This window comes from Dyella sp. (genome assembly GCF_035685805.1).
Classification (GTDB): Bacteria; Pseudomonadota; Gammaproteobacteria; order Xanthomonadales; family Rhodanobacteraceae; genus Dyella_A.
In genome coordinates, this window is record NZ_DASSAB010000054.1 from 1 (window position 1) to 20,921 (window position 20,921).

The window sequence follows — 20,921 nt, forward strand, 5'->3', positions numbered from 1 at the left end:
TGGGTCGCCAAGAGAAAGTAACCAAAGAGAAGGCGACCCTCCTCGGCGCTTGCCGGGCTGCGCCCGGCAAGTCCGTGAGCCGCGGCCGGGCTTTTCGACAGTGCATCCATGCACTGGCGAAAAGGCATCGGCATCCATGCCCATGCCCCTGCGGGCCTCATCGTCCACGGCTCACCGCCTCACAAGGGGGGTGGAGATCAAAAGCAGGGGCGAAGACAACAGCTACAGCAACGACCACAGCCACAGCCACAGCCACCGGCATCGGCATCGGCATCGGCATCAGCATCAGCATCAGCACGGACAACAACGCAACAGCGATGGTGATCGCGTCAGTGATCGCCGAGCCTTCGCGCACGTTGCGCGCGGCTTTTGATCCTCGCTCCCCTCTGCAGCGGCGGCCGGGCGGAGGAAAAGCCCGAAGGGTGGCCGGCATGGATGCCGGCCAGTTTGGCGTCAGTCCAGGGATGGACTGTCGACAAACCCCGCAGCCCGGACGCGTACCTCTCGGGCCAACGGCCCGGGAGGCGCGGAAGCGGGATGGCCTTTCTCTTGGTTACTTCTATTTACTCCGGGCATCCTGCCCTCCGCCCTTCGGGCCGGCTTCGCCGTTCGCGCCACCGGCGCGTGGCCACACAAAGAGAAGTAGCTCGCCCTCCGAAGGAGGACGAAACGCTGTTGGCTCTTAAGCGAAAAAAGCAAAATGGATTCCCGCGTTCGCGGGAATGACGACGATGAGGGATACGGCAAACGTGGCCATCCCCCCTTAGGGGAAGAAGACGGGAGAGCGAGTGGCGTGCCTTGTGCGGCAAGAAGCGTGGGGCCTACGGGGCGCGGCAGAGCGCGCCCTGAAATGGAAGCCCGAGCACCCACTCAAACAATCGACCGCACGACCCCACCATCCACCCGCATCGCCGCACCGGTGGTCGCCGATGCCTGCTCGGAGGCGAGATACACCGACAGGCTGGCCACCTCCTCCACCGTGGCCAGGCGCCTGATCAGCGAACTGGGGCGCTCGGTGGCGATGAACTCCTGCTCGACCTGTTCGGCCGGCACACCGCGCCCGGCCGCGATCTTGGCGATGAATGCGCTGACACCTTCCGAGCGCGTCGGGCCGGGCAGAATTGCATTCACCGTGACGCCGGTGCCGGCCAGGGTCTCGGCGAGGCCGCGCGACACCGCCAGCTGCGCTGTCTTGGTCATGCCGTAGTGGACCATCTCCACCGGAATCTGCACGCCCGATTCGCTCGAGACGAACTGGACGCGGCCCCAGCCGCGCTGCGCCATGCCGCCCGCGTAATGCCGGGAAAGCCGCACGCCGCTCATCACGTTCACCTCGAAGAAGTGCTGCCAATCCTCGTCCGCAATATCGAAGAACGCCTTCGGCTCGAAGATGCCCAGGTTGTTCACCAGGATGTCGGTATCGGGCACCTCGGCGATCAGGCGCGCGGCGCCCTCGGCGGTGCCCAGGTCTGCTGCCAGGCCACGGAAGCGCGCCGTCGGATGCGTGGCCCGCAGCCCGACCAGTGCCTCGTCGATGCGCGCCTGGGTGCGTCCGGTCACCACCACCTCGGCGCCGGCTTGCGCCAGGCCGCGGGCGATGGCCAGGCCGATACCGGCGGTGGAACCTGTGACGATGGCGGTGCGGGAAGACAGATCGATATGCATGGGCTGGGTCCAGGGAGTGGAAAGGCGCCGCGCGGGCGGTCCGTGGCGGGCCGGCCGGGCCGGTGCCGCGGCAAGGGAAATGATCACGTGGGTACCGGCCCGTCCCTTTCAAGCGCGATCGCGCGCAGCGGGCGGTTTGCTATGCTCGCCGCGGCGTCGCAAGCCGCCTCCGGGTCCGCGGAAAGGGTCAAACCCACTTGCTCGTCGCTTGCCATCGCCAACCTTTGTGCAGCCGGGATTGCGGACCTTCGGCACCTATTGCATGGAGGTTGTCATGAACGAGTTGCCCGCCCATCCCCATCTGGATCACCTGAAGAAGCAGGCCAAGGCGCTGCTCGAGGGTGTCCGCCGACGCGACCCGCACGCGCTCGAACGCATCAGTCGCACGCTGCCCGCCGCCGCAGGCCTCGACCACGCCGCCCTCTCGGCAATGGAGCTGCGCCTGCACGACGCGCAGTCGTGCATCGCGCGCGAGTACGGCTTCGCCTCCTGGTCGCAGCTGAAAGATTACGTGGCCCTGCAGGCGGCCACGGCCGACGCCGCATCGCGCAGGCAGCAGTGGCAACGCTGGGCCTTCGGCCACGGCTACCAGCCGGCCAGGCCGCAACTGGCCGAGCGGCTGCTGCACGCATGCCCGGATCTGCTGCGGGGCGATCCCGTGCTGGCCTGCGCCATCGGCGATGCGTCCGCGGTGCAGGCAGCCATTGCCGAGGACGCGGCGTGGGTGAACGATGCGCGCACCGAGTACGGCATGACGCCGCTGCTCTGCGCCACCTTCTCCGCCCTCGTCACGCTGCCCGACCGCGCGCCAGGCATCCGCGCCTGCGTGGATCTGCTGCTGGCTGCCGGCGCCGATCCGGACACCGCCTGGCGCGACCCCGCGTTGCCGGACGAGCCCCTCAGCGCCCTGTATGGCGCGGCCGGCCGCAATCACGACGTGCCAATCACCCGGCGCCTGCTGCAGGCCGTGGCCAACCCCAACGACAACGAGTCGCTGTACCACGCCACCGAAGCAGGCGATCCCACGCTGGTGCTTCTGCTGCTGCAGGCGGGCGCCCGCGTCACCGGATGCAATGCGCTGTTTCGCGCGCTCGATGCCGAGCGACCCGACACCGTGCGCCTGCTGCTCGCCCACGGCGGCGATCCGAACGAGCCCGGCCCCAACGGCTCGCCGCTGCTGCACGCGATCCGGCGGCGCCGTTCGCCCGTGGTGATCGGGATCCTGCTCGATGCGGGGGCTGATCCTTCGGTGCGCAACGGACACGGTGTCAGCGCACTGCGGCTGGCCCGCTGCCTGGGGCTGGACGCAGTGGCGCGCCGGTTGCTGCTGGCCGGCGCGGCACCGGAAGCACCGGGCCCCGGCGACGCCCTGCTCGCCGCCAGTGCCCGCGCCGATCGCGAGGCCGTGCAGCGCCTGCTGGCGGACCACCCGGACCTGATCGCCCGGCTGCATCCGATCGAGCTGCGCCTGTTGCCCGAGCTGGCCGCCAGCGGCGAAGACGCCGCCGTGCGCGTGATGGTGGAGGCGGGCTGGCCGATCGCCATCCGCGGCGGCGACATCGACGGCAGCGCACTCAACTGGGCCGTGTTCCGCGGCAACGCCCCGCTCGCCCACTTCCTGCTCGCCCACGGCGCGCACTACGACGAGCGCCACGGCTACAACGACAACGTCTATGGCACGCTCAGCTTCGCCTCGCAGGCCGAGACCACGCCCGGCGGCGACTGGCTGGGCTGTGCGCAGGCGCTGGTCGAGGCCGGCTCACCGCTGCCCGCCGAGCGCTATGTGTTTGCCGAGGAGATCGCCGCCTACTTCGACGCGCTTCGCAGGGAAGCCGGCTGACGCCCGACGAACCTCGCCACCGCGCCGGGCATCGGCAAGCTCAGTACGCCATGCGAGCCTCGGAAGGCAGCAAGGCGCCGTCGATGCCCTCGCTGCCGAGCACGCGATCCCACACGCGGTCGATCTCGCCGTCGGCCAGCGTCTCGTAGGCGGAGCGGCCGCCGAAGGCGCGCTGGTGCATGCACATCCAGCGTGCCGCGCGGGTGCGGTCGCCCAGGTTCTGGGTGATCAGCACCGCAAGTGCGGCGTCCTGCCTCTCCAGCGCAGCAAAGGCCGTGAGCATGGCCACCTCGCGTTGCGCGTGCAGGCGCGCGAGCTCGTCGACGATGCTGCGAAAGCGATGTTGTACGGTCACGTGCGTGCTCCTCCTCGGGGCGACAACGAGATCATCCGCGGACGCCGCGGCGGATCGATTGCAGGAAAGCGATCACCACGGGCGCGCGTCCCATGGCCACCAGTTGCTCGGCGGTGAGGTGTCCCAGTTCGGCAATGCGGGTGTGGCGATACCAGTCCATCAGCCAGTGCGGCTCGGGCTCGATCCGGGCCGCCACGCGCAACACGGCAAGCGCCGAGGGAATGACCCGCGCGAGCGTGGTGTAGCCGTGCTCGCCCAGCGGCGCGATCGGTTCGTCGAGCGGATCATCGAGTCGACTTTCCAGCAGCAGCGCATGCAGGGCACGGGGCGACGCGGAGCCATTCGGGTGCGTGACGGCCATGGCAGAGACCTCTTTCCGGCAACGACGCCACCTTACCCTCGCCGAGATGCAGGCACTTGTCGGTTCTTGCTCCAGCTGTGCCGAAGCTGCGCGCGGCGGACGTGCCCGCATGACCTCCGCCACATTGCGCGGCAGGCGCGCGCCACTAGGCTGCGCAGGCACCGCACCCGCCTCCGCTCGCACGGCAAGGATTCCGCACCGATGGCTGGCTCACGCAAAGCCCCGCTGGACGACCCCCGGATCAACGTCAAGATCAGGCTCGCCGCCCTGTGGGCGTCGCTGATGTTCTGCTACGTCTACGGCGACTATTTCGGCCTGTACGAGCCCGGCAAGCTGGCCGGCATGCTCGCCGGCAAGATGGCTCCGCTCGGCGTGGTCACGCAGGGCGTGCTGCTGGGCACCTCGGCCATGATGGCGGTGCCGGCACTGATGGTCTGTCTCTCGCTGCTGTTGCCGGCACCGGTCAGCCGCTGGGCGAACGTGGTGCTGGGCCTCGCCTATGCCGCCATCATGCTGATGACCATGCCCGGCGCGCGGACGTTCTACCTGTTCCTCGGCGTGATCGAGGTGGTGCTGTCGCTGACCATCGGATGGACAGCGTGGCGCTGGCCGCGGCGCCCCGATGCGGCCGGCTAGCGCGCAGCGCGCCGACCATTCGCCACCACCCGCAGGGAGCCCCGCTTGACCACCGACAGCCCATCGGCCACGCGACGGCTTGCTCGCGGCATCGGCACCGCCTACCTGGTCAACATCGTTGCCGGCGTGTTCGGGCTGATGTACGTGCCCGGCCAGCTCAGCGGGCACGGTGATCCGGCCGCCACGGTGCAGCACATCCTCGCGCACGGCACGCTGTTCCGAGCCGGTATCGCCGCCACCCTGCTCTGCTACGTCGAGTTCGCGCTGCTTCCACTGCTGTTCCACCGGCTGCTTGGCAGGGCGAACCGCGATGCCGCGGCGCTGATGGTGGTGCTGGCCCTGCTCAGCGTGCCGCTGTCGATCGCCTCGCTGCAGTACCGGCTTGACATTCTCTCCTGGCTCGGCGACGCGCCGTGGCTGCACGCCCTGGACGCCGGCCAGCGGCAGGCTCAGGTGATGCTGCAGCTGGCGTCCTACAACCACGCGCTGCTGCTCGCGCAGGTGTTCTGGGGCCTGTGGCTGATCCCGCTCGGCTGGCTGGTGATCCGCTCTCGCCAGATGCCCCGCCTGCTGGGCGCCCTGCTGATGCTGGGCGGCGCGTCTTACGTGGTGGATGTACTGGGCCAGTTGCTGGTCGGCGGGTACGACGAGCTGCCGCTCGCCGCCTACGTCACGCTGCCGGCGGCACTGGCCGAGATCGGTACCTGCCTGTGGCTGCTGGTGAGGGGTGCGCGGCCGGCGCCGCACCACTGACATCCCGTGGCCACCGGATCGCCCGCCACGCGACCCACCCCCGCCATGGCTCCGGCGCAGGCTGCGCCTTTGCGTGCCGCGGGCCATCCGATGAAATTCGCTCTGCTCCTGTTCGTCGCCACCCTCAGCCTGACCGCCGGCAACGCCCGCTGCGGCGTGTGGCAACCCTCGCCCGGTCACACCCAGCAACCGATCTGGCCGGATGGAAAGATGCCCAACGCGCTGCCCCATCCCGCGCCCGAGCGCGTCGCCAGCGAGTGGGCCAAGGTCACCGACGTCAGCCAGCCCACGCTGACCCGCTACCCGCCGAAAGGCCGCAACACGGGCGTGGCAGTGGTCGTGTTCCCCGGCGGCGGTTACCAGATGCTGGCGATGGATCTGGAGGGCACGGAGATCTGCGACTGGCTCACGTCGCGCGGCATCACCTGCGTATTGCTGAAATATCGCGTGCCCAATTCCGGCCCCAGCTGGGTGGACAATCACCGCTACTACCCCCCGGTGCAGACCGCGCTGCAAGACGCGCAACGCACGCTCGGCCTGGTGCGACTGCATGCGGCGCAGTGGCAGGTCGACCCGCACAAGGTCGGGGTCATCGGCTTTTCCGCCGGCGGGCATCTGGTGGCTGCGGCGAGCACCCACTTTGCGCGTCGCACCTACGCACCGATCGACGCTGCCGACCGGCTGAGCAGCCGGCCGGACTTCGCCATCGCGCTCTACCCCGGCCACCTCTGGCTACACGAGGACGAGGACCACGCCACCCGCGTGGAAACAGATCTGAGGCTGCGCCCGGACATCCACGTCACGGCCGACACGCCGCCCACCTTCCTGCTGATGGCCGAGGATGACCACGTCGACGGCGTGGAGCAGGCGCTGGCCTACTACGTGGCCCTGCACAAAGCCGGCGTGCCCACCGAGATGCACCTGTACGCACAAGGTGGGCATGCATTCGGCCTGCGTCCGGGCAAGTGGCCGATCGCGCTTTGGCCACGGCTGGTGGAGACGTGGCTGCACACTCTGGATGTGCTTGCGCCGCCCGCGGCGGCGGCCGAACTGCGGGGCAACCCGTGAGCGACGTCAGAGGTCCCAGTACGGCGGATCGCCGAAACTGCTCCGCAGGCTCTTGATCAGCGCCGCCACCTTCATCGACACCGTGCGGTCGCGCGGGTGGGCGAGGAAAAGCTCGGCGCCTTCGGCTTCGCTGCCGGCGTCCCCATGGACGCCGGGTGCGGCTCTTCGTCAACAGAAGATCCCGCTTTTCGTCCTCGCACGTTGAGTCATCCGCTGGCGTCCATGCGACCCGACGGAAGAAGGCCGCTCGCGGCGGCCCCCTGCAGCCCGGGCCGCGCGGCGGGCCAGCCATTGCGCGTCAGGAGTAGGCTACGGCGGCCAGTCGCGGCCAGCGACGCGTCGTCCCCACGGGAGTTCGCCATGCAAGCTCAGGACAAAGAACGCGCCATCACCCTGCTCAACCGCATCCTCGAGCTGGAACTGGCCGGGGTGGTGCGCTACACGCACTACGCGCTGATGATCTTCGGCTACAACCGCATTCCGATCGTCAGCTGGCTTTCCGGACAGGCCGACGAAAGCCTGCAGCACGCCCGCCGGGCCGGCGAGCTGATCACGCAGTTCGGCGGACATCCGTCGCTGGGCCTCGGTCCGCTGCTGGAAACCCACCAGCACGATGTGGGGCCGATCCTGCGCGAATCGCTGGAACACGAGAAGCTTGCGCTGGCCGCCTACTACGAGCTGCTGGAGTTGGCCGCGGGCAAGTCGGTGCTGCTGGAGGAGTACGCGCGCGAATTGATCGCATCCGAAGAACTGCACGCCGGCGAGGTCAACAAGATGCTGCGCAAGCCCGGCGATATCGCCGAGTTCACCGGCTAAAGCGATAGGGCGCCGCGCCGCCGGCAGGTTCTACCCCGAGCGACGGCACGATGGGCACACCCGCGCCGGACACCTTTCATCGCTCGCGTTGCGTCCTGGCCACCGAGCTATCCGGCAGCCGCGGCGAGCACGGCTTGCAGCGTGACCGTCGAGGCATCAAGCCCGGCGGCCAATGCCTGCCGTAGCCAGACAGCAGGCCCCGCCCGCGCCCGCGTCGGGCATGAAACCCGGACGTGCCGTAGAGGCACGCCTGCCGGACATGCACAGCGCCTATCACGCCACGTCCGGAAGCCCTTCGCGCAAGAGAGCGCTGAAAGCGGAGGCGGCCGGCGCGCACGCGAATCTGGCGAGCGAGCGGCCTCAGCGCCCCCCGGCTGCATGGTGCATCGCGTCCTGCGTGCAGCACCTTGGGTCCGGCATCAGCCCGGCCAATGCGCTGCCGGGCGCGCGACGTTGCGCCGTGGCATCAGCCGCCAGCGCATTTGAATCCGCTGAGCGCCGGGGGCCGCCGACCGGGGGCCTGCGCGCGCACCACCTCGGGACCGGCGCCAACCCTCGGTCCAAGTGAAAAAAGAGCCATCCCTGGCCCGAGACCACCAGCGCGCCTCGCGGCGGGAGTGGTACGTGCGTGGCGGCGACAGGGGGATCGCGGGGCCACGGTTGCAGCGTAGGCGGTGACGATCCGCGCAGGCTTGCACATTCCTGCGCCGTTGGAACGAAAGGCACGCGCGCCTTCATTTCCCGGCATCCCCGGCGGTGACATGGCCGCAGCGGCGCATGCGCGCATTCCTGTCCGCCGACGGGGCCGCGGGGTGACAGGCGTGAAGAACGCTTCGCTCCCACGCGACCGCAGAGCCGATCCCGCCGCAGGCCGGCGCGTGCCGCTCGCCTGGTCGCGCAGCACGAACTGCGGCTCGGTACCACGGCAAGCTTTCATGACCGCTCGACTGCGCCGCAACGGGCCCTCGCGCTGATCGCCGCAGCGGCCGCGGGTGCAACCGCAGCAGCGGTTCGCCCGTATGGTGTGACTCCTTCGAAAGCAGGACACCCCATGACCCAGACCGTCTGGATAACCGGCGCCTCCGGCGCCATCGGCTCGGCGCTGGCGCGGCGTCTCTCCGCGCGTGGCTGCAAGCTGGCGCTGACCGCACGCGACGCGTCGCGGCTGGATGCCTTGGCGGCGGGCCTGCCGGGCGAGGCGCTGGTCCTGCCCGGCGACGTCGCCGACGCAGCCACGTCCGCTGCCCTGCTGCAGACGGCGCAGGCCACGTTGGGGCCGGTGACCGGCTTCGCGCACTGCGTGGGCTCCACCCTGATCCGGCCCCTGCACCTCACCGGCGAGGCGGATCTGGAGGCGATCTTCCGGCTCAACTACTTCAGTGCATTCCATGCGCTGAAGGCATTTGTCGCCGCCGCGCTCAAGCACAAGGAGCCGGCCAGCGCGGTGCTGGTGGGCACGCTGGTGGCGCAGGCGGGCTTTCCCAACCATGAGGCGATCGCCAGCGCCAAGGCGGCGGTGGCTGCGCTGGCGATGAGCACGGCGGCGACCTATGCCGAGAAAGGTATCCGGGTGAACTGCGTGCATCCGGGCCTGACCCGCTCGGCGCTGTCGGCGCGGCTTACCGGCACGCCGGAGGCGATCGAGCGCAACAGCAAGATGAACCCGATGGGTGTGGTGGGCGAAGGCGAGGACAGCGCGGCGCTGATCGACCTGCTGCTCAGCGACCAGGCGCGCTGGATCACCGCGCAGCAGATCGGCGTGGACGGCGGCCAGGCGGTGATCCATCCGCTGCCCAAGGGCTGAGACACTCACACCCCATGCACCGCAAGCCGCACCTCCCTACGAAGACCTGCCCCGTGTGCCAGCGCCCGTTCGCGTGGCGCAAGAAGTGGGAGCGCGTGTGGGACGAGGTGCGCTACTGCAGCGAGCGCTGCCGTCGTTCGAAGACCCCGGAGCCGAAACCATGACCTGCCTGCGACTGATCCTGGGCGACCAGCTCAACGCCCGGCACGCGTGGTTCCGCGAGGTCGACGACGCCATCGTCTACGTGCTGATGGAGGTGCGCAGCGAGACCGACTACGTGCGCCACCACGCGCAGAAAGTACTGGGCATCTTCGCCGCGATGCGCCGCTTCGGCGCGGCGCTGGCCAAGGCCGGGCATCGGGTGGAATACCTGCGCATCGGCGATGACCGCAATCGGCACAGCTTCGCCGACAACCTGCCTTGGCTGATCGAACAGTTCGGCGCCACGCGGCTGGAACGGATGGAGGCGGACGAGTGGCGGGTGGAGCAGGCGCTGTGCGACGCGTTCGACGCCAGCGGGCTGCCGAACGCGGTGGTGAGCGCCGAGCATTTCCTGCTGGAGCGCGACGAGGCGGCGAAGCGTTTCGAGAAGAAAGTGCCACGCATGGAGTTCTTCTACCGCGACCTGCGCCGGCGTCACCAGATCCTGCTGGAACCGGACGGTGAGCCGCGGGGCGGGCGCTGGAACTTCGACGCGGAGAACCGCGCGAAATGGCCCGGTGATCCGCCGGCACCATCGTGGCCATGGCAGAAGCACGACCTTCGCGAGCTATGGAGCGAAATCGAGGCCGCGGGTGTGCAGACCATGGGCGAGCCCTGTGCCGAAGCCTTTGGCTGGCCACTCACGCGGCGCGAGGCGCAGGCGTGGCTGAAGGATTTCATCACCCACCGGCTGGTGCATTTCGGCCAGTTCCAGGATGCGATCAGCGGGCAGTCGCGCACGCTGTTCCACGCCGGGCTGTCGTTCGCGCTGAACCTGAAGATGCTGCATCCGCGCGAGGTGATCGAGGCGGCCATCGCAGCATTCGAGGACGGCCAGGCCGAGCTTGCCGCCACCGAGGGCTTCGTGCGGCAGATCCTCGGCTGGCGCGAGTACGTGCGCGGCATCTACTGGGCGCGCATGCCCGGCTACGCCGAGCTCAACGCGCTCGATGCGAAGCGCCCGCTGCCGGCGTGGTACTGGACCGCAGACACCAAGATGGCCTGTCTGCGCGCAGCGATCGGCCAGTCACTGGCGTTGGGCTATGCGCATCACATCCAGCGGTTGATGCTCACGGGCAACTTCGCCCTGCTCGCCGGCTGCGTTCCAGACGAAGTCGACGCGTGGTACCTGGGCATCTACGTCGACGCATTCGAGTGGGTGGAAATGCCCAACACGCGCGGCATGAGCCAGTTCGCCGACGGCGGCATCGTGGGCAGCAAGCCGTACAGCGGCTCGGCCGCGTACGTGAACCGGCAATCCGACCACTGCAAGGGCTGTCACTACACGCACACCAAACGCCACGGCGAACGCGCCTGCCCGTTCAACAGCCTGTACTGGCATTTCCACGCGCGGCACCAGGCGACGTTCGGGCGCAATCCGCGGCTGGGCATGACGTACCGCAGCTGGGAGAAGATGGCGCCGGACGAGCGCGCGGCCACGCTGGCGCAGGCGGAGCGGTATCTGGCGCAGGTGGACGAGCTCTAGGTCTCGCAAAGAGCACGCGCTACATCGCACCATTTGAAGTCACGAACACCTGGCTCGGCTTGAACCCAAGGCAGACAAGCAAAGCCGAGCGATGTTCGCCGGTAGAAACACCGAGCGACTGATGTGCAACCCAGAGTGACGCGTCGGTGCGCTGAAGGCAATAGCCGTCGGTGCCTCCGTTGCTGTAGACCGCGCGGACAATACTCGGGGCCATTGTCGAAGGACAGCTGAAGTGTCCGCGGCTAAATCATTTCAAGTCGATAGTCGACAGCGGAACCACCGACCCCTTTTCGAAATCGGATTTCCGCGGCGTCTAGAAGCGACACCGGGACTTCGAAATAGAACTCCGCTGGAATCTCTTCGATGATCCGAGCGTGGCCGATCTCTGGGGCAGATGAAGTAAACCAAGAGTCGGTGTCCGAGGCCGATGCCAGCCCCGGAAGAGCGGCAAGCAGCAGATACAAACCTGCATGGCACTTCATGAAAAGTCTCCGTGCATAGGCCCAGCGGCCAGCAGGAGGCATTGCCTGCGCACAACCGAAGATATCTACTTGCCGCCCGCGCCACCACGCAGGCTGGAGCGCCGCACGGTGAGCTTCACCGGCAGGATGGTGCTCTGGACCTTTTCGCCGCGGATCATCTGCAGCAGGGTCTCGACCAGCCGCTCACCGGCCTGGCGGGTGTCCTGCAGCACGGTGGTCAGCGCCGGGTTGACGAAGCGCGCCATCGGGATGTCGTCGAAGCCCGCCAGCGCCACGTCCTCAGGTACCTTCAAGCCGTGTTCGTCCAGCGCGCGCATGGCACCGAAAGCGATCAGGTCGCTGGCGGCGAAGATCGCGTCAAACGGGGCGCCGCTGGCGATCAGCGCCTGGGCGGCCTCGTAGCCGGCCAGCTCGGTGGTTTCGGCATCCAGCTGCAGCGCCGGGTCGGCCTCGATGCCGGCGGCGGCGAGTACCTGGACGTAGCCGCGATAGCGCTGCTGGAACTCCGGGTAGTGGCTGGAGGCATCGCCGATGAAGGCGATGCGGCGGCAGCCCTGGGCCAGCAGGTGCTCGGCGATGGCGCGCCCGCCTTCAACGTTGTCGCAGCCGATCGAGACGTCCGGCTGGTCAGGCAATACCGCGCCCCAGCGCACCGATTGCGTGCCCTGCTCCACCAGCGTGGCCAGCTTGTCGCGGTAGGCGAGGTAGTCGCCGTAGCCGAGCAGGATGATGCCGTCGGCTTTCTTGCTGTCGGCGTAGTCGGCATGCCAGTCGCGCGAGAACTGCTGGAACGAGATCAGGAGGTCGTAACCATGCTGTGCGCAGGCGCGGGTGATGGAGCCGAGCATCGACAGGAAAAACGGGTTGATGTGCGAATCGTCGGCGGTGGGATCTTCGAACAGCAGCAGCGCCAGCGTGCCCGAGTGCTGGGTGCGCAGGTTCGAGGCGTTCTTGTCGACCTTGTAGTTGAGCTGCTTGACCGCCGCCTCGATGCGCCGCCGGGTCTCCTCGTTCACCAACGGGCTGCCGCGCAGCGCACGCGATACCGTGGCCTGCGAAACGCCGGCGAGGTAGGCGATGTCGAGCGAAGTGGTTTTTCCCTTGGTCGCCACGATTTCCAGCGTCTGCCCGATGGATGGGTCGGCGCATGAAAGCGCGCCGACGAACCCGGGGCATGCTAGCGGTTTTGTGCGGCAAGGTCGCGCCGCGGTGCGGGGGCAGCGGCAAGGCGGCAGCTGGCTGAACGGCGCGACACAACGGTAGCGTTGCGATAACGCGGTGGTCACAGGGCGCTGCTTAGATTGCGCCGCCCTTCCCCAGGAGTTACCCCGCGTGCTGGCGCAATACGTCTACCCCTCCACCCTCGGCCTGTTTCGCATCATCCGCCATGGCCGTCGCTGGCGTGCGCTGCGCGAACGTGCCGAACTGGGTCGCTTCGAGAACGAGCACAGCGCGCTCGACGCGCTGCGTGGCGAGTACCCGCGAGCGCGGCTCCCGGCCCGGCTGGAACGCTGGCGCTTCGTGCCGCAGCTGGCGCTGATCCACGAGCGCGCCAGCGACGCCGACGAGGTGCGCTGGCAGCTGGAGGCGTAAGGCCGGCCAGCGGCTTGGCTTGCCGGCGCCTGCTGCGGGTACCCCGCCACCGCGCAGTCACGAACGATGATTCACCGCACTTTCTGATACGCGTAAGCCGGCGGCCGATATCTACCCGTCCGGGCCGGCGCCACGCCAGCAGGCGATCGGCCGCGCCGATCAGTCGGCGGCGTTGATGACCGCAAGGAAGTCCCGACCGTAGCGTTTGAGCTTGGCTTCGCCCACGCCGCTGATCGAGGCGAGTTCGGTTTCGTCGGCAGGCATCGCGCGCAGCATCGCCAGCAGGGTGGCGTCGTGGAACACCACGTACGGCGGCACGCCGTGCTGCTTGGCCAGCTGCGAGCGGGTAGCGCGCAACGCGTACCACAGCGGCTGCTCGTAAGCCTCGATGCCGATGCTGGCGCCGGTGACGATCTGGCTGTCGCGGCGGCGGCGCGCGCTGCGTACCGGGCGTGCATCCTCTCGCAGCAGCACGCGCTGGCCGCCGGTGAGCACATCGCGGCTGGCGGCGGTGAGGCGCAGCGTGCCGTAGCCTTCCGGATCAGTGGCCAGCAGGCCGGCGGCGAGCAGCTGGCGGAACACCGAACGCCACGCCTTCTCGTCCATGTCTGCGCCGACGCCGAAGGTGGTGAGCTTGTCGTGGCCGAGCTGGCCCACGCGCTCGCTGTCGATACCGCGCAGGATGTCGATCACGTGGCCCGAACCGTAGCGCTGGCCGCTGCGGTACACCGCCGAGAGCGCCTTCTGCGCGGGCACGGTGGCGTCCCAGGTTTTCGGCGGCGACACGCAGTTGTCGCAGTGGCCGCACGGGCCGGTGAAGTCCTCGCCGAACGCGCCGAGCAGCAGCTCGCGGCGGCAGCGGGTGGCCTCGGCGTAGGCCAGCAGCGACTCCAGTTTCTGCCGCTCGATGCGCTTGCGCTCGTCGGCCGATTCGGACTGGGCGATCATCTGGCTCATCGTCACCACGTCGGCCAGGCCGTAGATCATCCAGGCCTCGGCGGGCAGGCCGTCGCGGCCGCCGCGGCCGGTCTCCTGGTAATAGCCCTCCATCGAGCGCGGCAGATCCAGGTGCGCCACGAAGCGCACGTCGGGCTTGTCGATGCCCATGCCGAAGGCGACCGTGGCGACCATCACCACGCCGTCCTCGCGCAGGAAGCGCTGCTGGTTCTTCGCGCGCACGGCGGCGTCGAGACCGGCGTGGTACGGCAGCGCCTCGAACCCGGCCTCGGCCAGCCAGCCGGCGGTGTCATCGACTTTCTTGCGGCTGAGGCAATAGACGATGCCGGACTCGCCCCGATGGCCATCCAGGAACTGCATCAGCTGCGTGCGCGGGTTGTGCTTGAGGCTGACGCGATAGCCGATGTTGGGCCGGTCGAAGCTGGAGACGAACTGCCGCGCCTGCTGCAGCGCGAGACGCTCGACGATTTCCTCGCGCGTGCGCGGGTCGGCGGTGGCGGTGAGTGCGATCCGCGGCACCTGCGGGAAGCGCTCGTGCAGCACCGCCAGCTCGCGGTACTCGGGGCGAAAATCGTGGCCCCACTGCGATACGCAATGCGCCTCGTCGATGGCGAACAGCGCCACCTCGGTGCGTTCCAGCAGGCCGAGCAGGCGCGGCGTGAGCAGGCGCTCGGGCGCCACGTAGAGCATGTCCAGCTCACCGGCCATCAACTGGCGCTCGACCTCGCGCTGGGTTTCGTTGTCCTGGCTGGAGTTGAGGTAGGCGGCGGACACGCCGGCTTCGTGCAGGGCGTCGACCTGGTCCTGCATCAGCGCGATCAGCGGTGAGACGACGATGCCGGTGCCTTGGCGCACCATCGACGGAATCTGGTAGCACAGCGACTTGCCGCCGCCGGTGGGCATCAGCACGAGCGCGTCACCGCCCTCGATCACCTGCTCGACGATGGCCTGCTGCGGGCCGCGGAAGCTGTCGTAACCGAAGACGCTTTGCAGGATGTGGAGCGGGGAGGAAGGCATCCGGCGAATGGTAACAAACGCCGCCACCGGCTCTGTCGGCGGCCCACGCACTGCGACACCGGCAACCGCCGGGCTAGCTGCCGGGCATGCCCCACAGCGCATGGTCGATGTCCGCATCCAGCCCGAAGCGCGACAGCGGGACGCGGCCGTTCAACACCTCCACCCCCTCGGCCTTGAGCCGACGCGCCTGCTCGCGAAACCCGCGACTGCCCGGCGCCATGGCGATGTGCCCGCTGGCGCGCAGCACCCGAAACCACGGCAAGTCCATGCCCTGCGGCACGTCGCCGAGCAGGCGACCGACCAGCCTTGCCCGCCCGGGCAGCCCCGCGCGCGCTGCAATGGCGCCATAGCTCGCCACGCGGCCGGGCGGAATCGCCGCGATGGCGGCGTAGATGCGCCGTTGCGCATCGGTCAGTGGCTCACGCGACGTGGTCATGCCGGTCGTGTCAGAGTAACGGGCCACAAAGACTGCCACGGAAGTTCTGTCATGCGTCACTTCGAAGCCGTCCGCTCGCACATCGGCGCCAAGCACACGCTGCGGCACAACGACCCGTACCTGATCAGCTTTGATCTTGCGGTCGCGAACGGCCGCCAGCAGGGCATCTACCTGGCCGAGCTGGAAGACGAGGGGGAGCGCCGTTACCTGCGCGTGTCCACGCCGATCGGCCCGCTCTCCGGGATCGACCCGAAGCGGGCGCTGCGCTTCAACTGGGAACAGCGCACCGGGTTCCTGGCGGTGGCGGACCTGGACGGCTCGCCGTACCTGCACCTTTGCGAGAACCGCCCCTACGAGGTGCTCGAAGTGCAGGACCTGGAGCGGGTGATCCAGGAGCTCGGCGCCCTGGGCGACCAGCTGGAGCAGGCGATCGCCTCGGACAGCGACGGCCTATGAGCGACCGGCAAGAGAAAAGCCGGGCCCTGCGGCCCGGCTTTTTCACGTCGGCGGCGGCTCAACCCGCGTACTGGGCCAGCCGCACCAGCGCATAGGCGAGCAGCGCGGTCACCGGCAGGGTCAGGATCCACGACCACACCATACGCTCCACCACGGTCCAGCGGATCGCGTTGAACCGCTTGGCCGCGCCCACGCCCATGATCGAGGCCGACACGTTGTGGGTGGTGGACACCGGGATGCCCAGCGACGAGGCGAACAGGATCACGCCGGCCGAGCTGAACTCCGCCGCGAATCCGTTGATCGGGTGCAGCTTGACCATCTTGTGGCCGAGCGTCTTGATGATGCGCCAGCCGCCGCCGGCGGTGCCCGCGGCCATGGTCAGCGCGCACACCACGGTGACCCACACCGGCACCGCGAACGGATGGCTGGCATCGGAGGTGATGCGCAGGAAATGCAGCCAGCCCGGCAGCTGGTCGAACTGACCCGCGCTGGTGGCGGCAGCCAGCGCCAGCGCGATGATGCCCATGCTCTTCTGCGCGTCGTTCATGCCGTGGGAGACGCCCATCGCCATCGCCGATACGATCTGCGCCTTGCCGAAGAACGCATTGACGAACGGCGTGCGGCCGAAGCGCCGCAGGAACCCGGTACGGTTGGCCAGCCACGAGAACAGCGCGTAAAGCGCGCCCATCAGCGCAAAGCCGATCGCGAAGCCCATCAGCGGCGACACCACCATCGGCACGATCACCTTCGGGATCACGCCGCTGCCGTTCCACCAGTGGCCGGCAGCCCAGATCACTGCGTGAAAGTTGTTGCCTGCACCGGCCACGGCGGCGCCGACCAGCCCGCCCACCAGCGCATGGCTGGAGCTGGACGGCAGGCCGAGCCACCAGGTCAGCAGGTTCCAGGCGATCGCCGAGGACAGCGCGCAGACCAGCAACTGCGGGCCCACGTCGACCACGTGGATGTCGATCAGCCCCTTGGCGATGGTCACCGCCACGGCGGTGCCCCACAGCGCACCGACCATGTTGGTGGCTGCCGCCATCAGTACCGCCTGGCCGGGTGACAGCACCTTGGTCGCCACCACCGTGGCGATGGAGTTGGCGGTGTCGTGAAAACCGTTGATGTAGGTGAAGGCCAGCGCGATGACCAGCACCAGTACCACCATGCCGATGGTCATGCGCGGCCCCCGTCGTCGCCCACGCGAAGCATTTGCGTCAGCACGGCGGCGCCCTCAGGAGTTCTTCAGCACGATGGAATAGACCACGTTGCCGACGTCGCGGCACTTGTCGATGGCCTTCTCGATCAGCTCGAACAGATCCTTGGCGAGCATGGCGCGCATGGCGTCGCTGCCCTCCACGTAAAGCGTGCGGTACGGCGCCAGCAGCATCTTGTCGCCCTCGGATTCGAGCGCCTGCAGGCGATCCTGCAGCTTCTTCACCGGGTCGATGCGCAGGCCACGGCGCAGCTCGCCGATCATTTCCACCACCACTTCGGCCGACTGTTCCAGCACCAGCGCGCGCTGGGTAAAGTCCACCCCGGCGAGCCGTTCGTGCACCACCGCGTAGCGCTCGGCGAATTTCTCCACCGTCTTGGGGATCTTGTACAGCGCCGAGTTCAGCGCCTCGATGTCCTCGCGATCCAGCGCCGTGACGAAGGTGTTGACCAGCTCCTCGCTGATCTGCGCGGCAAGCGCCTTTTCCCGGGCGCGGCTGGCGGCGAACGACGCCATCACCGGCGCGTGGTCGGTCTGGCTGACCAGTTCGCGCAGGGCGCGGGCGCTTTCGCAGGCGGCCTCGGAGCTCTGCTCCAGCAAGCCGTAGAAGCGGTCGCCTTTGCCAAACATTGCCTGCAGGGAAAACATCGGAGAACACCTTTCAAAGGGGCTGGATGACGGGAATGTTACAGGAGCCCGCAAACCGTCCGCAGCCGCCCCGGGTGAACCGTAGGCCGTGCCGCCCTACACTGCGCCGATGTACCGACCTATCCGGCCCGCGCGATGCTGACCAAAATCGCGCTCGTCTTCGTCCTCTCGCTGTGCAACGGCTTTTTCGCGCTGTCGGAGATGGCGCTGGTGGCCTCGCGCAAGAGCCGTCTCAAGCAGATGGCCGACACCAGCCGTCGCGCCCGTGTGGCGCTGCGCCATGCCGAGGCCCCGGAGCGGTTCCTGTCCACGGTGCAGGTGGGCATCACCATCGTGATGCTGCTGACCGGCGCGCTGGCCGGCGACGCGCTCGGCGACCACATCGCCGATGCGCTGCACGGCGGGCGGGCCGCATGGCTGGAGCCCTACGCCCACGCGGTCGGCTTCACCCTGGGCTTCGTGGTCATCTCGTTCATCCAGATCGTGTTCGGCGAGCTGGTGCCCAAGCGCCTGGCGCTGGCGGCTCCGGAAACCGCCTCGATGGTGGTCGGCATGCCGATGCTGGTGCTGTCGCGCATCTGCTCGCCGTTCGTATGGCTGCTCAACGCGTGCAGCTCGCTGGTCCTCAGGCTGCTGCGGGTGGACGACAAGGGCAACAGCGCGGTGACCGAAGAGGAAATCCGCATGCTGGTGGCCGAAAGCGCCGAGCAGGGCGTGCTGGACGCCGACGAGCACAACATGGTCAACCGCGTGCTGCGCCTGGGCGACCGCTCGGTGGACAGCGTGATGACCCCGCGCATGCGCATTGCCTGGCTGGACATCGCCGCCCCGCTGGCGGAAAACCTCGAGGCGCTGCGCGAGACGCCGTATTCGCGCTATCCGGTCTATCGCGGCGACGAGAGCGACATCGTCGGCGTGGTCGAGGTGAAAAGCCTGCTCGGCGACCTGGGCAGCGGCGAGCCGGACCTGTTCCGGCACCTCTCCAAGCCGTTGTTCGTGCCCGCCACCGCGCGCGCGCTGGACCTGCTGGAAGAGTTCCGCGACGCCGAGACGCCGATGGCGCTGGTGGTGGACGAGTACGGCGACATCGAGGGCGTGGTCACCATCAACGACCTGCTTTCGGCGGTGGTTGGCGTGGCGCAGCTGGGTCACGCTAGCGGCGGCGAAGAACACTCCCCGATCGTGCGGCGCGAGGACGGCAGCTGGCTGGTCGACGGCACGCTGTCCACCGACGACCTGCGCGAACTGCTGCGCGTGGGCGAGCTGCCCGGTGAGGACGAGCACGATTTCCGCACCGTCGGCGGCATGGTGATGACGGCGCTGGGGCACGTCCCGCAGGTGGGCGAAATCTTCCACTGGCGCGGCATCCGGTTCGAGGTGGTGGACCTGGACGGCGCGCGCATCGACAAGCTGCTGGTGGTCCCGGCGCCGCCGGCCGAGAGCGGCGAGGACGACGCCACCCGCGGCGGCTAGCTCTCGCGGGGCGCCTTGTCCGGCCTCACCGCCAGCGACGCCATGCGCTGCGCATCAGCCAGGATGCCGTGCAGCATGCGCAACTCGCGTTCGTCCATCTGCGCCCGCTGGAACAGTTTGCGCAGGCGCAGCATGATCGTGGTGGGCGCGCGGCCCTTGTGGAACTCGATGTCGTCGAGCGTCTGCGCCAGGTGCTCGTAGAACCGCTCCATCTGTGCCGCATCGGCCGGCGGCTCGTCATGCAGCGGCGGCGGGGCGGGCAGCTCGTCGCCGAGCAGGCCCACCCGCAACTCGTAGGCCATCACCTGCACCGCCTGGGACAGGTTCAGCGAGCTGAAATCGTCCACGCTGGGAATCCGCACCATCGCGTGGCAACGGGCCAGTTCCTCGTTCTCCAGCCCGGTGCGCTCGTTGCCGAACACCCACGCCACCTGCTCGCCGCGCGCGGCAGCGGCCAGCGCCATTGCCACGCCCTCGCGCGGCGACAGTTCGGGCAGGTTGACCCCACGCCGCCGCGCCGACAGTCCCAGCGCCAGGTTGCTGCCGGCCAGCGCATCAACCAGGCCCGCATGCCGGCCCGCGGCGTCGAGTACGTCGTCGGCCCCGGCCGCCAGTGCAGAGGCCTCGGGATCGGGAAACCGGTGCGGGGCAACCAGCTCCATCCGCGAGAAGCCCATGGTGCGGAGCGCCCGCGCCGCGCTGCCAATGTTGCCGGGGTGCGAGGTGCGCACCAGCACGAAACGGAACAGCGGCACGAGATCAAGAGCGGCGGACATGCAGGCGATCCAGTCGGAAAACGAACCGCCAAGGATAATGGAGATGCCGGCGCGGCCGGCCGGATCTGCCCCGCCGCGCCGGCTCTGCTAGAATCCGCGGCCGCTAACCCGTTCTTTTTACAAAGCCGAAGCCATGCCCAGACCCGCCGTCACCATCGCGGCGCGCGCCGCGCGCTCTGCAGGAAACATCATCCTGCGCTACATGAACCGCATCGACGGCCTGAACATCGTCGAGAAGCAGCAGATGGACTTCGTCTCCGAAGTCGACAAGCTGGCCGAAGCGGAGATCATCAAGGAGCTGCGGCGGGCCTACCCGGACCACGCCATCCTCGGTGAGGAGAGCGGCGCCATCGGCAAGGGGCCGATGCAGTGGGTGATCGATCCGCTGGACGGCACCCACAACTACCTGCGCGGCATCCCGCATTTCTCCGTCTCCATCGCCCTGCTCGAAAAGGGCGTGCCGGTGCACGGCGTGGTGTTCGACCCGCTGCGCGACGAGCTGTTCACCGCCAGCAAGGGCGATGGCGCCTTCCTCAACGATCGGCGCATGCGCGTGGGCAAGCGCGAGAACCTCGGCGGCGCGATGATCGCCACCGGCTTCCCGTTCCGCCAGCGCGAGCACCTCAATGCGCAGCTGGACATGACCCGCGCGATCCTCGGCCAGGCCGAAGACCTGCGCCGCTCGGGTTCAGCCGCGCTGGATCTTGCCTACACCGCCGCTGGCCGCTACGACGGCTATTTCGAGATCGGCCTGAAGCCGTGGGACATGGCCGCCGGCGTGCTGCTGGTGCGCGAGGCGGGCGGTCGCTGCTGCGATTTCGCCGGCCGCGACGGCATCCCCGAGAGCGGCAACCTGATCGCCGGCAACCTCAACGTGGCCAAGGC

The 20,921-nt window shown here is 68.6% G+C and carries 23 protein-coding genes; 12 read left to right on the plus strand and 11 right to left on the minus strand.

All coding sequences use genetic code 11. The features are described from left to right. Nucleotides 1-157: 157 nt before the first annotated feature. Nucleotides 158-355 carry a hypothetical protein gene (locus VFG40_RS16025; protein ID WP_324899333.1) on the minus strand — a complete coding sequence of 66 codons (198 nt, stop codon included), beginning with the start codon at nucleotides 353-355 and terminating at the stop codon, nucleotides 158-160. A 515-nt stretch (nucleotides 356-870) separates the two neighbouring features. Continuing rightward, nucleotides 871-1,665, minus strand: coding sequence for an SDR family NAD(P)-dependent oxidoreductase (locus VFG40_RS16030; RefSeq protein ID WP_324899335.1), 795 nt, complete (start codon nucleotides 1,663-1,665; stop codon nucleotides 871-873). Nucleotides 1,666-1,939: 274 nt separating this feature from the next. Between VFG40_RS16030 and VFG40_RS16035 the strand changes: the two genes are divergently transcribed. Next, complete coding sequence (locus tag VFG40_RS16035) at nucleotides 1,940-3,505, plus strand: ankyrin repeat domain-containing protein (protein WP_324899337.1); 1,566 nt, start codon at nucleotides 1,940-1,942, stop codon at nucleotides 3,503-3,505. Between the two features lie 40 nt (nucleotides 3,506-3,545). Here the strand turns inward: VFG40_RS16035 and VFG40_RS16040 are convergent, their stop codons facing one another. Then, nucleotides 3,546-3,860 carry a DUF2384 domain-containing protein gene (locus tag VFG40_RS16040; protein ID WP_324899339.1) on the minus strand — a complete coding sequence of 105 codons (315 nt, stop codon included), beginning with the start codon at nucleotides 3,858-3,860 and terminating at the stop codon, nucleotides 3,546-3,548. Nucleotides 3,861-3,891: 31 nt separating this feature from the next. After that, nucleotides 3,892-4,221 (minus strand): hypothetical protein, encoded by a 330-nt coding sequence (locus VFG40_RS16045; RefSeq protein ID WP_324899342.1) that lies wholly within the window; start codon nucleotides 4,219-4,221, stop codon nucleotides 3,892-3,894. Between the two features lie 201 nt (nucleotides 4,222-4,422). Between VFG40_RS16045 and VFG40_RS16050 the strand changes: the two genes are divergently transcribed. The 7 genes from VFG40_RS16050 to VFG40_RS16080 all read left to right on the plus strand — a co-directional run bounded on the left by VFG40_RS16050 (nucleotide 4,423) and on the right by VFG40_RS16080 (nucleotide 10,985). After that, on the plus strand, nucleotides 4,423-4,857 hold the full coding sequence (locus VFG40_RS16050; RefSeq protein ID WP_324899344.1) for a DUF6326 family protein: 435 nt from the start codon (nucleotides 4,423-4,425) through the stop codon (nucleotides 4,855-4,857). Between the two features lie 45 nt (nucleotides 4,858-4,902). Further along, nucleotides 4,903-5,610 (plus strand): DUF4386 domain-containing protein, encoded by a 708-nt coding sequence (locus VFG40_RS16055; RefSeq protein WP_324899346.1) that lies wholly within the window; start codon nucleotides 4,903-4,905, stop codon nucleotides 5,608-5,610. A 90-nt stretch (nucleotides 5,611-5,700) separates the two neighbouring features. Beyond that, on the plus strand, nucleotides 5,701-6,678 hold the full coding sequence (locus VFG40_RS16060) for an alpha/beta hydrolase (RefSeq protein ID WP_324899347.1): 978 nt from the start codon (nucleotides 5,701-5,703) through the stop codon (nucleotides 6,676-6,678). Between the two features lie 360 nt (nucleotides 6,679-7,038). Then, a complete protein-coding gene (locus VFG40_RS16065) occupies nucleotides 7,039-7,494 on the plus strand; it encodes a ferritin-like domain-containing protein (protein WP_324899349.1) in 456 nt (151 codons plus the stop codon). Between the two features lie 1,051 nt (nucleotides 7,495-8,545). Continuing rightward, nucleotides 8,546-9,298 carry an SDR family NAD(P)-dependent oxidoreductase gene (locus VFG40_RS16070; RefSeq protein ID WP_324899351.1) on the plus strand — a complete coding sequence of 251 codons (753 nt, stop codon included), beginning with the start codon at nucleotides 8,546-8,548 and terminating at the stop codon, nucleotides 9,296-9,298. Nucleotides 9,299-9,312: 14 nt separating this feature from the next. Then, on the plus strand, nucleotides 9,313-9,462 hold the full coding sequence (locus VFG40_RS16075; protein ID WP_324899354.1) for a DUF2256 domain-containing protein: 150 nt from the start codon (nucleotides 9,313-9,315) through the stop codon (nucleotides 9,460-9,462). Further along, complete coding sequence (locus VFG40_RS16080) at nucleotides 9,459-10,985, plus strand: cryptochrome/photolyase family protein (protein ID WP_324899356.1); 1,527 nt, start codon at nucleotides 9,459-9,461, stop codon at nucleotides 10,983-10,985. Before VFG40_RS16075 ends, VFG40_RS16080 begins: the two co-directional genes overlap by 4 nt. A 242-nt stretch (nucleotides 10,986-11,227) precedes the next feature. On the opposite strand, the gene VFG40_RS16085 is transcribed toward VFG40_RS16080, so the two are convergent. Both VFG40_RS16085 and VFG40_RS16090 read right to left on the minus strand, forming a co-directional pair. Next, nucleotides 11,228-11,467 carry a hypothetical protein gene (locus VFG40_RS16085; RefSeq protein WP_324899357.1) on the minus strand — a complete coding sequence of 80 codons (240 nt, stop codon included), beginning with the start codon at nucleotides 11,465-11,467 and terminating at the stop codon, nucleotides 11,228-11,230. A 65-nt stretch (nucleotides 11,468-11,532) separates the two neighbouring features. After that, a complete protein-coding gene (locus VFG40_RS16090; RefSeq protein ID WP_324899359.1) occupies nucleotides 11,533-12,579 on the minus strand; it encodes a LacI family DNA-binding transcriptional regulator in 1,047 nt (348 codons plus the stop codon). 220 nt (nucleotides 12,580-12,799) lie between these two features. Between VFG40_RS16090 and VFG40_RS16095 the strand changes: the two genes are divergently transcribed. Continuing rightward, complete coding sequence (locus VFG40_RS16095) at nucleotides 12,800-13,060, plus strand: hypothetical protein (RefSeq protein ID WP_324899361.1); 261 nt, start codon at nucleotides 12,800-12,802, stop codon at nucleotides 13,058-13,060. A gap of 159 nt (nucleotides 13,061-13,219) precedes the next feature. On the opposite strand, the gene recQ is transcribed toward VFG40_RS16095, so the two are convergent. After that, nucleotides 13,220-15,034 (minus strand): DNA helicase RecQ, encoded by a 1,815-nt coding sequence (gene recQ, locus VFG40_RS16100; protein WP_324899363.1) that lies wholly within the window; start codon nucleotides 15,032-15,034, stop codon nucleotides 13,220-13,222. 73 nt (nucleotides 15,035-15,107) lie between these two features. Then, complete coding sequence (locus VFG40_RS16105; RefSeq protein ID WP_414649320.1) at nucleotides 15,108-15,470, minus strand: MGMT family protein; 363 nt, start codon at nucleotides 15,468-15,470, stop codon at nucleotides 15,108-15,110. Between the two features lie 51 nt (nucleotides 15,471-15,521). On the opposite strand from VFG40_RS16105, the gene VFG40_RS16110 reads away from it, so the two are divergent. Beyond that, the gene (locus tag VFG40_RS16110; protein ID WP_324899365.1) at nucleotides 15,522-15,926 is read left to right on the plus strand and encodes a hypothetical protein; all 405 of its coding nucleotides are present in this window, start codon (nucleotides 15,522-15,524) and stop codon (nucleotides 15,924-15,926) included. A gap of 58 nt (nucleotides 15,927-15,984) precedes the next feature. Here the strand turns inward: VFG40_RS16110 and VFG40_RS16115 are convergent, their stop codons facing one another. Both VFG40_RS16115 and VFG40_RS16120 read right to left on the minus strand, forming a co-directional pair. Next, nucleotides 15,985-17,103 (minus strand): inorganic phosphate transporter, encoded by a 1,119-nt coding sequence (locus VFG40_RS16115; RefSeq protein ID WP_324899368.1) that lies wholly within the window; start codon nucleotides 17,101-17,103, stop codon nucleotides 15,985-15,987. A 54-nt stretch (nucleotides 17,104-17,157) separates the two neighbouring features. Further along, nucleotides 17,158-17,787: a DUF47 domain-containing protein gene (locus tag VFG40_RS16120; protein WP_324899370.1), complete on the minus strand. Its 630-nt coding sequence runs from the start codon at nucleotides 17,785-17,787 to the stop codon at nucleotides 17,158-17,160. A gap of 135 nt (nucleotides 17,788-17,922) precedes the next feature. On the opposite strand from VFG40_RS16120, the gene VFG40_RS16125 reads away from it, so the two are divergent. After that, the gene (locus tag VFG40_RS16125; protein WP_324899372.1) at nucleotides 17,923-19,260 is read left to right on the plus strand and encodes a hemolysin family protein; all 1,338 of its coding nucleotides are present in this window, start codon (nucleotides 17,923-17,925) and stop codon (nucleotides 19,258-19,260) included. Here VFG40_RS16125 and VFG40_RS16130 read toward each other — a convergent pair. Then, nucleotides 19,257-20,036, minus strand: a complete 780-nt coding sequence (locus VFG40_RS16130; RefSeq protein ID WP_324899374.1) for an RNA methyltransferase — start codon at nucleotides 20,034-20,036, stop codon at nucleotides 19,257-19,259. The genes VFG40_RS16125 and VFG40_RS16130 overlap by 4 nt on opposite strands. A gap of 133 nt (nucleotides 20,037-20,169) precedes the next feature. On the opposite strand from VFG40_RS16130, the gene VFG40_RS16135 reads away from it, so the two are divergent. Continuing rightward, nucleotides 20,170-20,921: inositol monophosphatase family protein (locus VFG40_RS16135; RefSeq protein WP_324899376.1), on the plus strand; the 752-nt coding region annotated here is incomplete at its 3' end.

Excerpts from the sequence above, each read along its gene's own strand:
- VFG40_RS16045 (WP_324899342.1), bottom strand. The coding sequence starts at position 4,221 with ATGGCCGTCACGCACCCGAATGGCTCCGCGTCGCCCCGTGCCCTGCAT.
- VFG40_RS16030 (WP_324899335.1), bottom strand. The coding sequence starts at position 1,665 with ATGCATATCGATCTGTCTTCCCGCACCGCCATCGTCACAGGTTCCACC.
- VFG40_RS16120 (WP_324899370.1), bottom strand. The coding sequence starts at position 17,787 with ATGTTTTCCCTGCAGGCAATGTTTGGCAAAGGCGACCGCTTCTACGGC.
- VFG40_RS16050 (WP_324899344.1), top strand. The coding sequence starts at position 4,423 with ATGGCTGGCTCACGCAAAGCCCCGCTGGACGACCCCCGGATCAACGTC.
- VFG40_RS16070 (WP_324899351.1), top strand. The coding sequence starts at position 8,546 with ATGACCCAGACCGTCTGGATAACCGGCGCCTCCGGCGCCATCGGCTCG.
- recQ (WP_324899363.1), bottom strand. The coding sequence starts at position 15,034 with ATGCCTTCCTCCCCGCTCCACATCCTGCAAAGCGTCTTCGGTTACGAC.
- VFG40_RS16060 (WP_324899347.1), top strand. The coding sequence starts at position 5,701 with ATGAAATTCGCTCTGCTCCTGTTCGTCGCCACCCTCAGCCTGACCGCC.
- VFG40_RS16065 (WP_324899349.1), top strand. The coding sequence starts at position 7,039 with ATGCAAGCTCAGGACAAAGAACGCGCCATCACCCTGCTCAACCGCATC.
- VFG40_RS16110 (WP_324899365.1), top strand. The coding sequence starts at position 15,522 with ATGCGTCACTTCGAAGCCGTCCGCTCGCACATCGGCGCCAAGCACACG.
- VFG40_RS16085 (WP_324899357.1), bottom strand. The coding sequence starts at position 11,467 with ATGAAGTGCCATGCAGGTTTGTATCTGCTGCTTGCCGCTCTTCCGGGG.
- VFG40_RS16125 (WP_324899372.1), top strand. The coding sequence starts at position 17,923 with ATGCTGACCAAAATCGCGCTCGTCTTCGTCCTCTCGCTGTGCAACGGC.
- VFG40_RS16115 (WP_324899368.1), bottom strand. The coding sequence starts at position 17,103 with ATGACCATCGGCATGGTGGTACTGGTGCTGGTCATCGCGCTGGCCTTC.
- VFG40_RS16035 (WP_324899337.1), top strand. The coding sequence starts at position 1,940 with ATGAACGAGTTGCCCGCCCATCCCCATCTGGATCACCTGAAGAAGCAG.
- VFG40_RS16075 (WP_324899354.1), top strand. The coding sequence starts at position 9,313 with ATGCACCGCAAGCCGCACCTCCCTACGAAGACCTGCCCCGTGTGCCAG.
- VFG40_RS16080 (WP_324899356.1), top strand. The coding sequence starts at position 9,459 with ATGACCTGCCTGCGACTGATCCTGGGCGACCAGCTCAACGCCCGGCAC.
- VFG40_RS16105 (WP_414649320.1), bottom strand. The coding sequence starts at position 15,470 with ATGACCACGTCGCGTGAGCCACTGACCGATGCGCAACGGCGCATCTAC.
- VFG40_RS16130 (WP_324899374.1), bottom strand. The coding sequence starts at position 20,036 with ATGTCCGCCGCTCTTGATCTCGTGCCGCTGTTCCGTTTCGTGCTGGTG.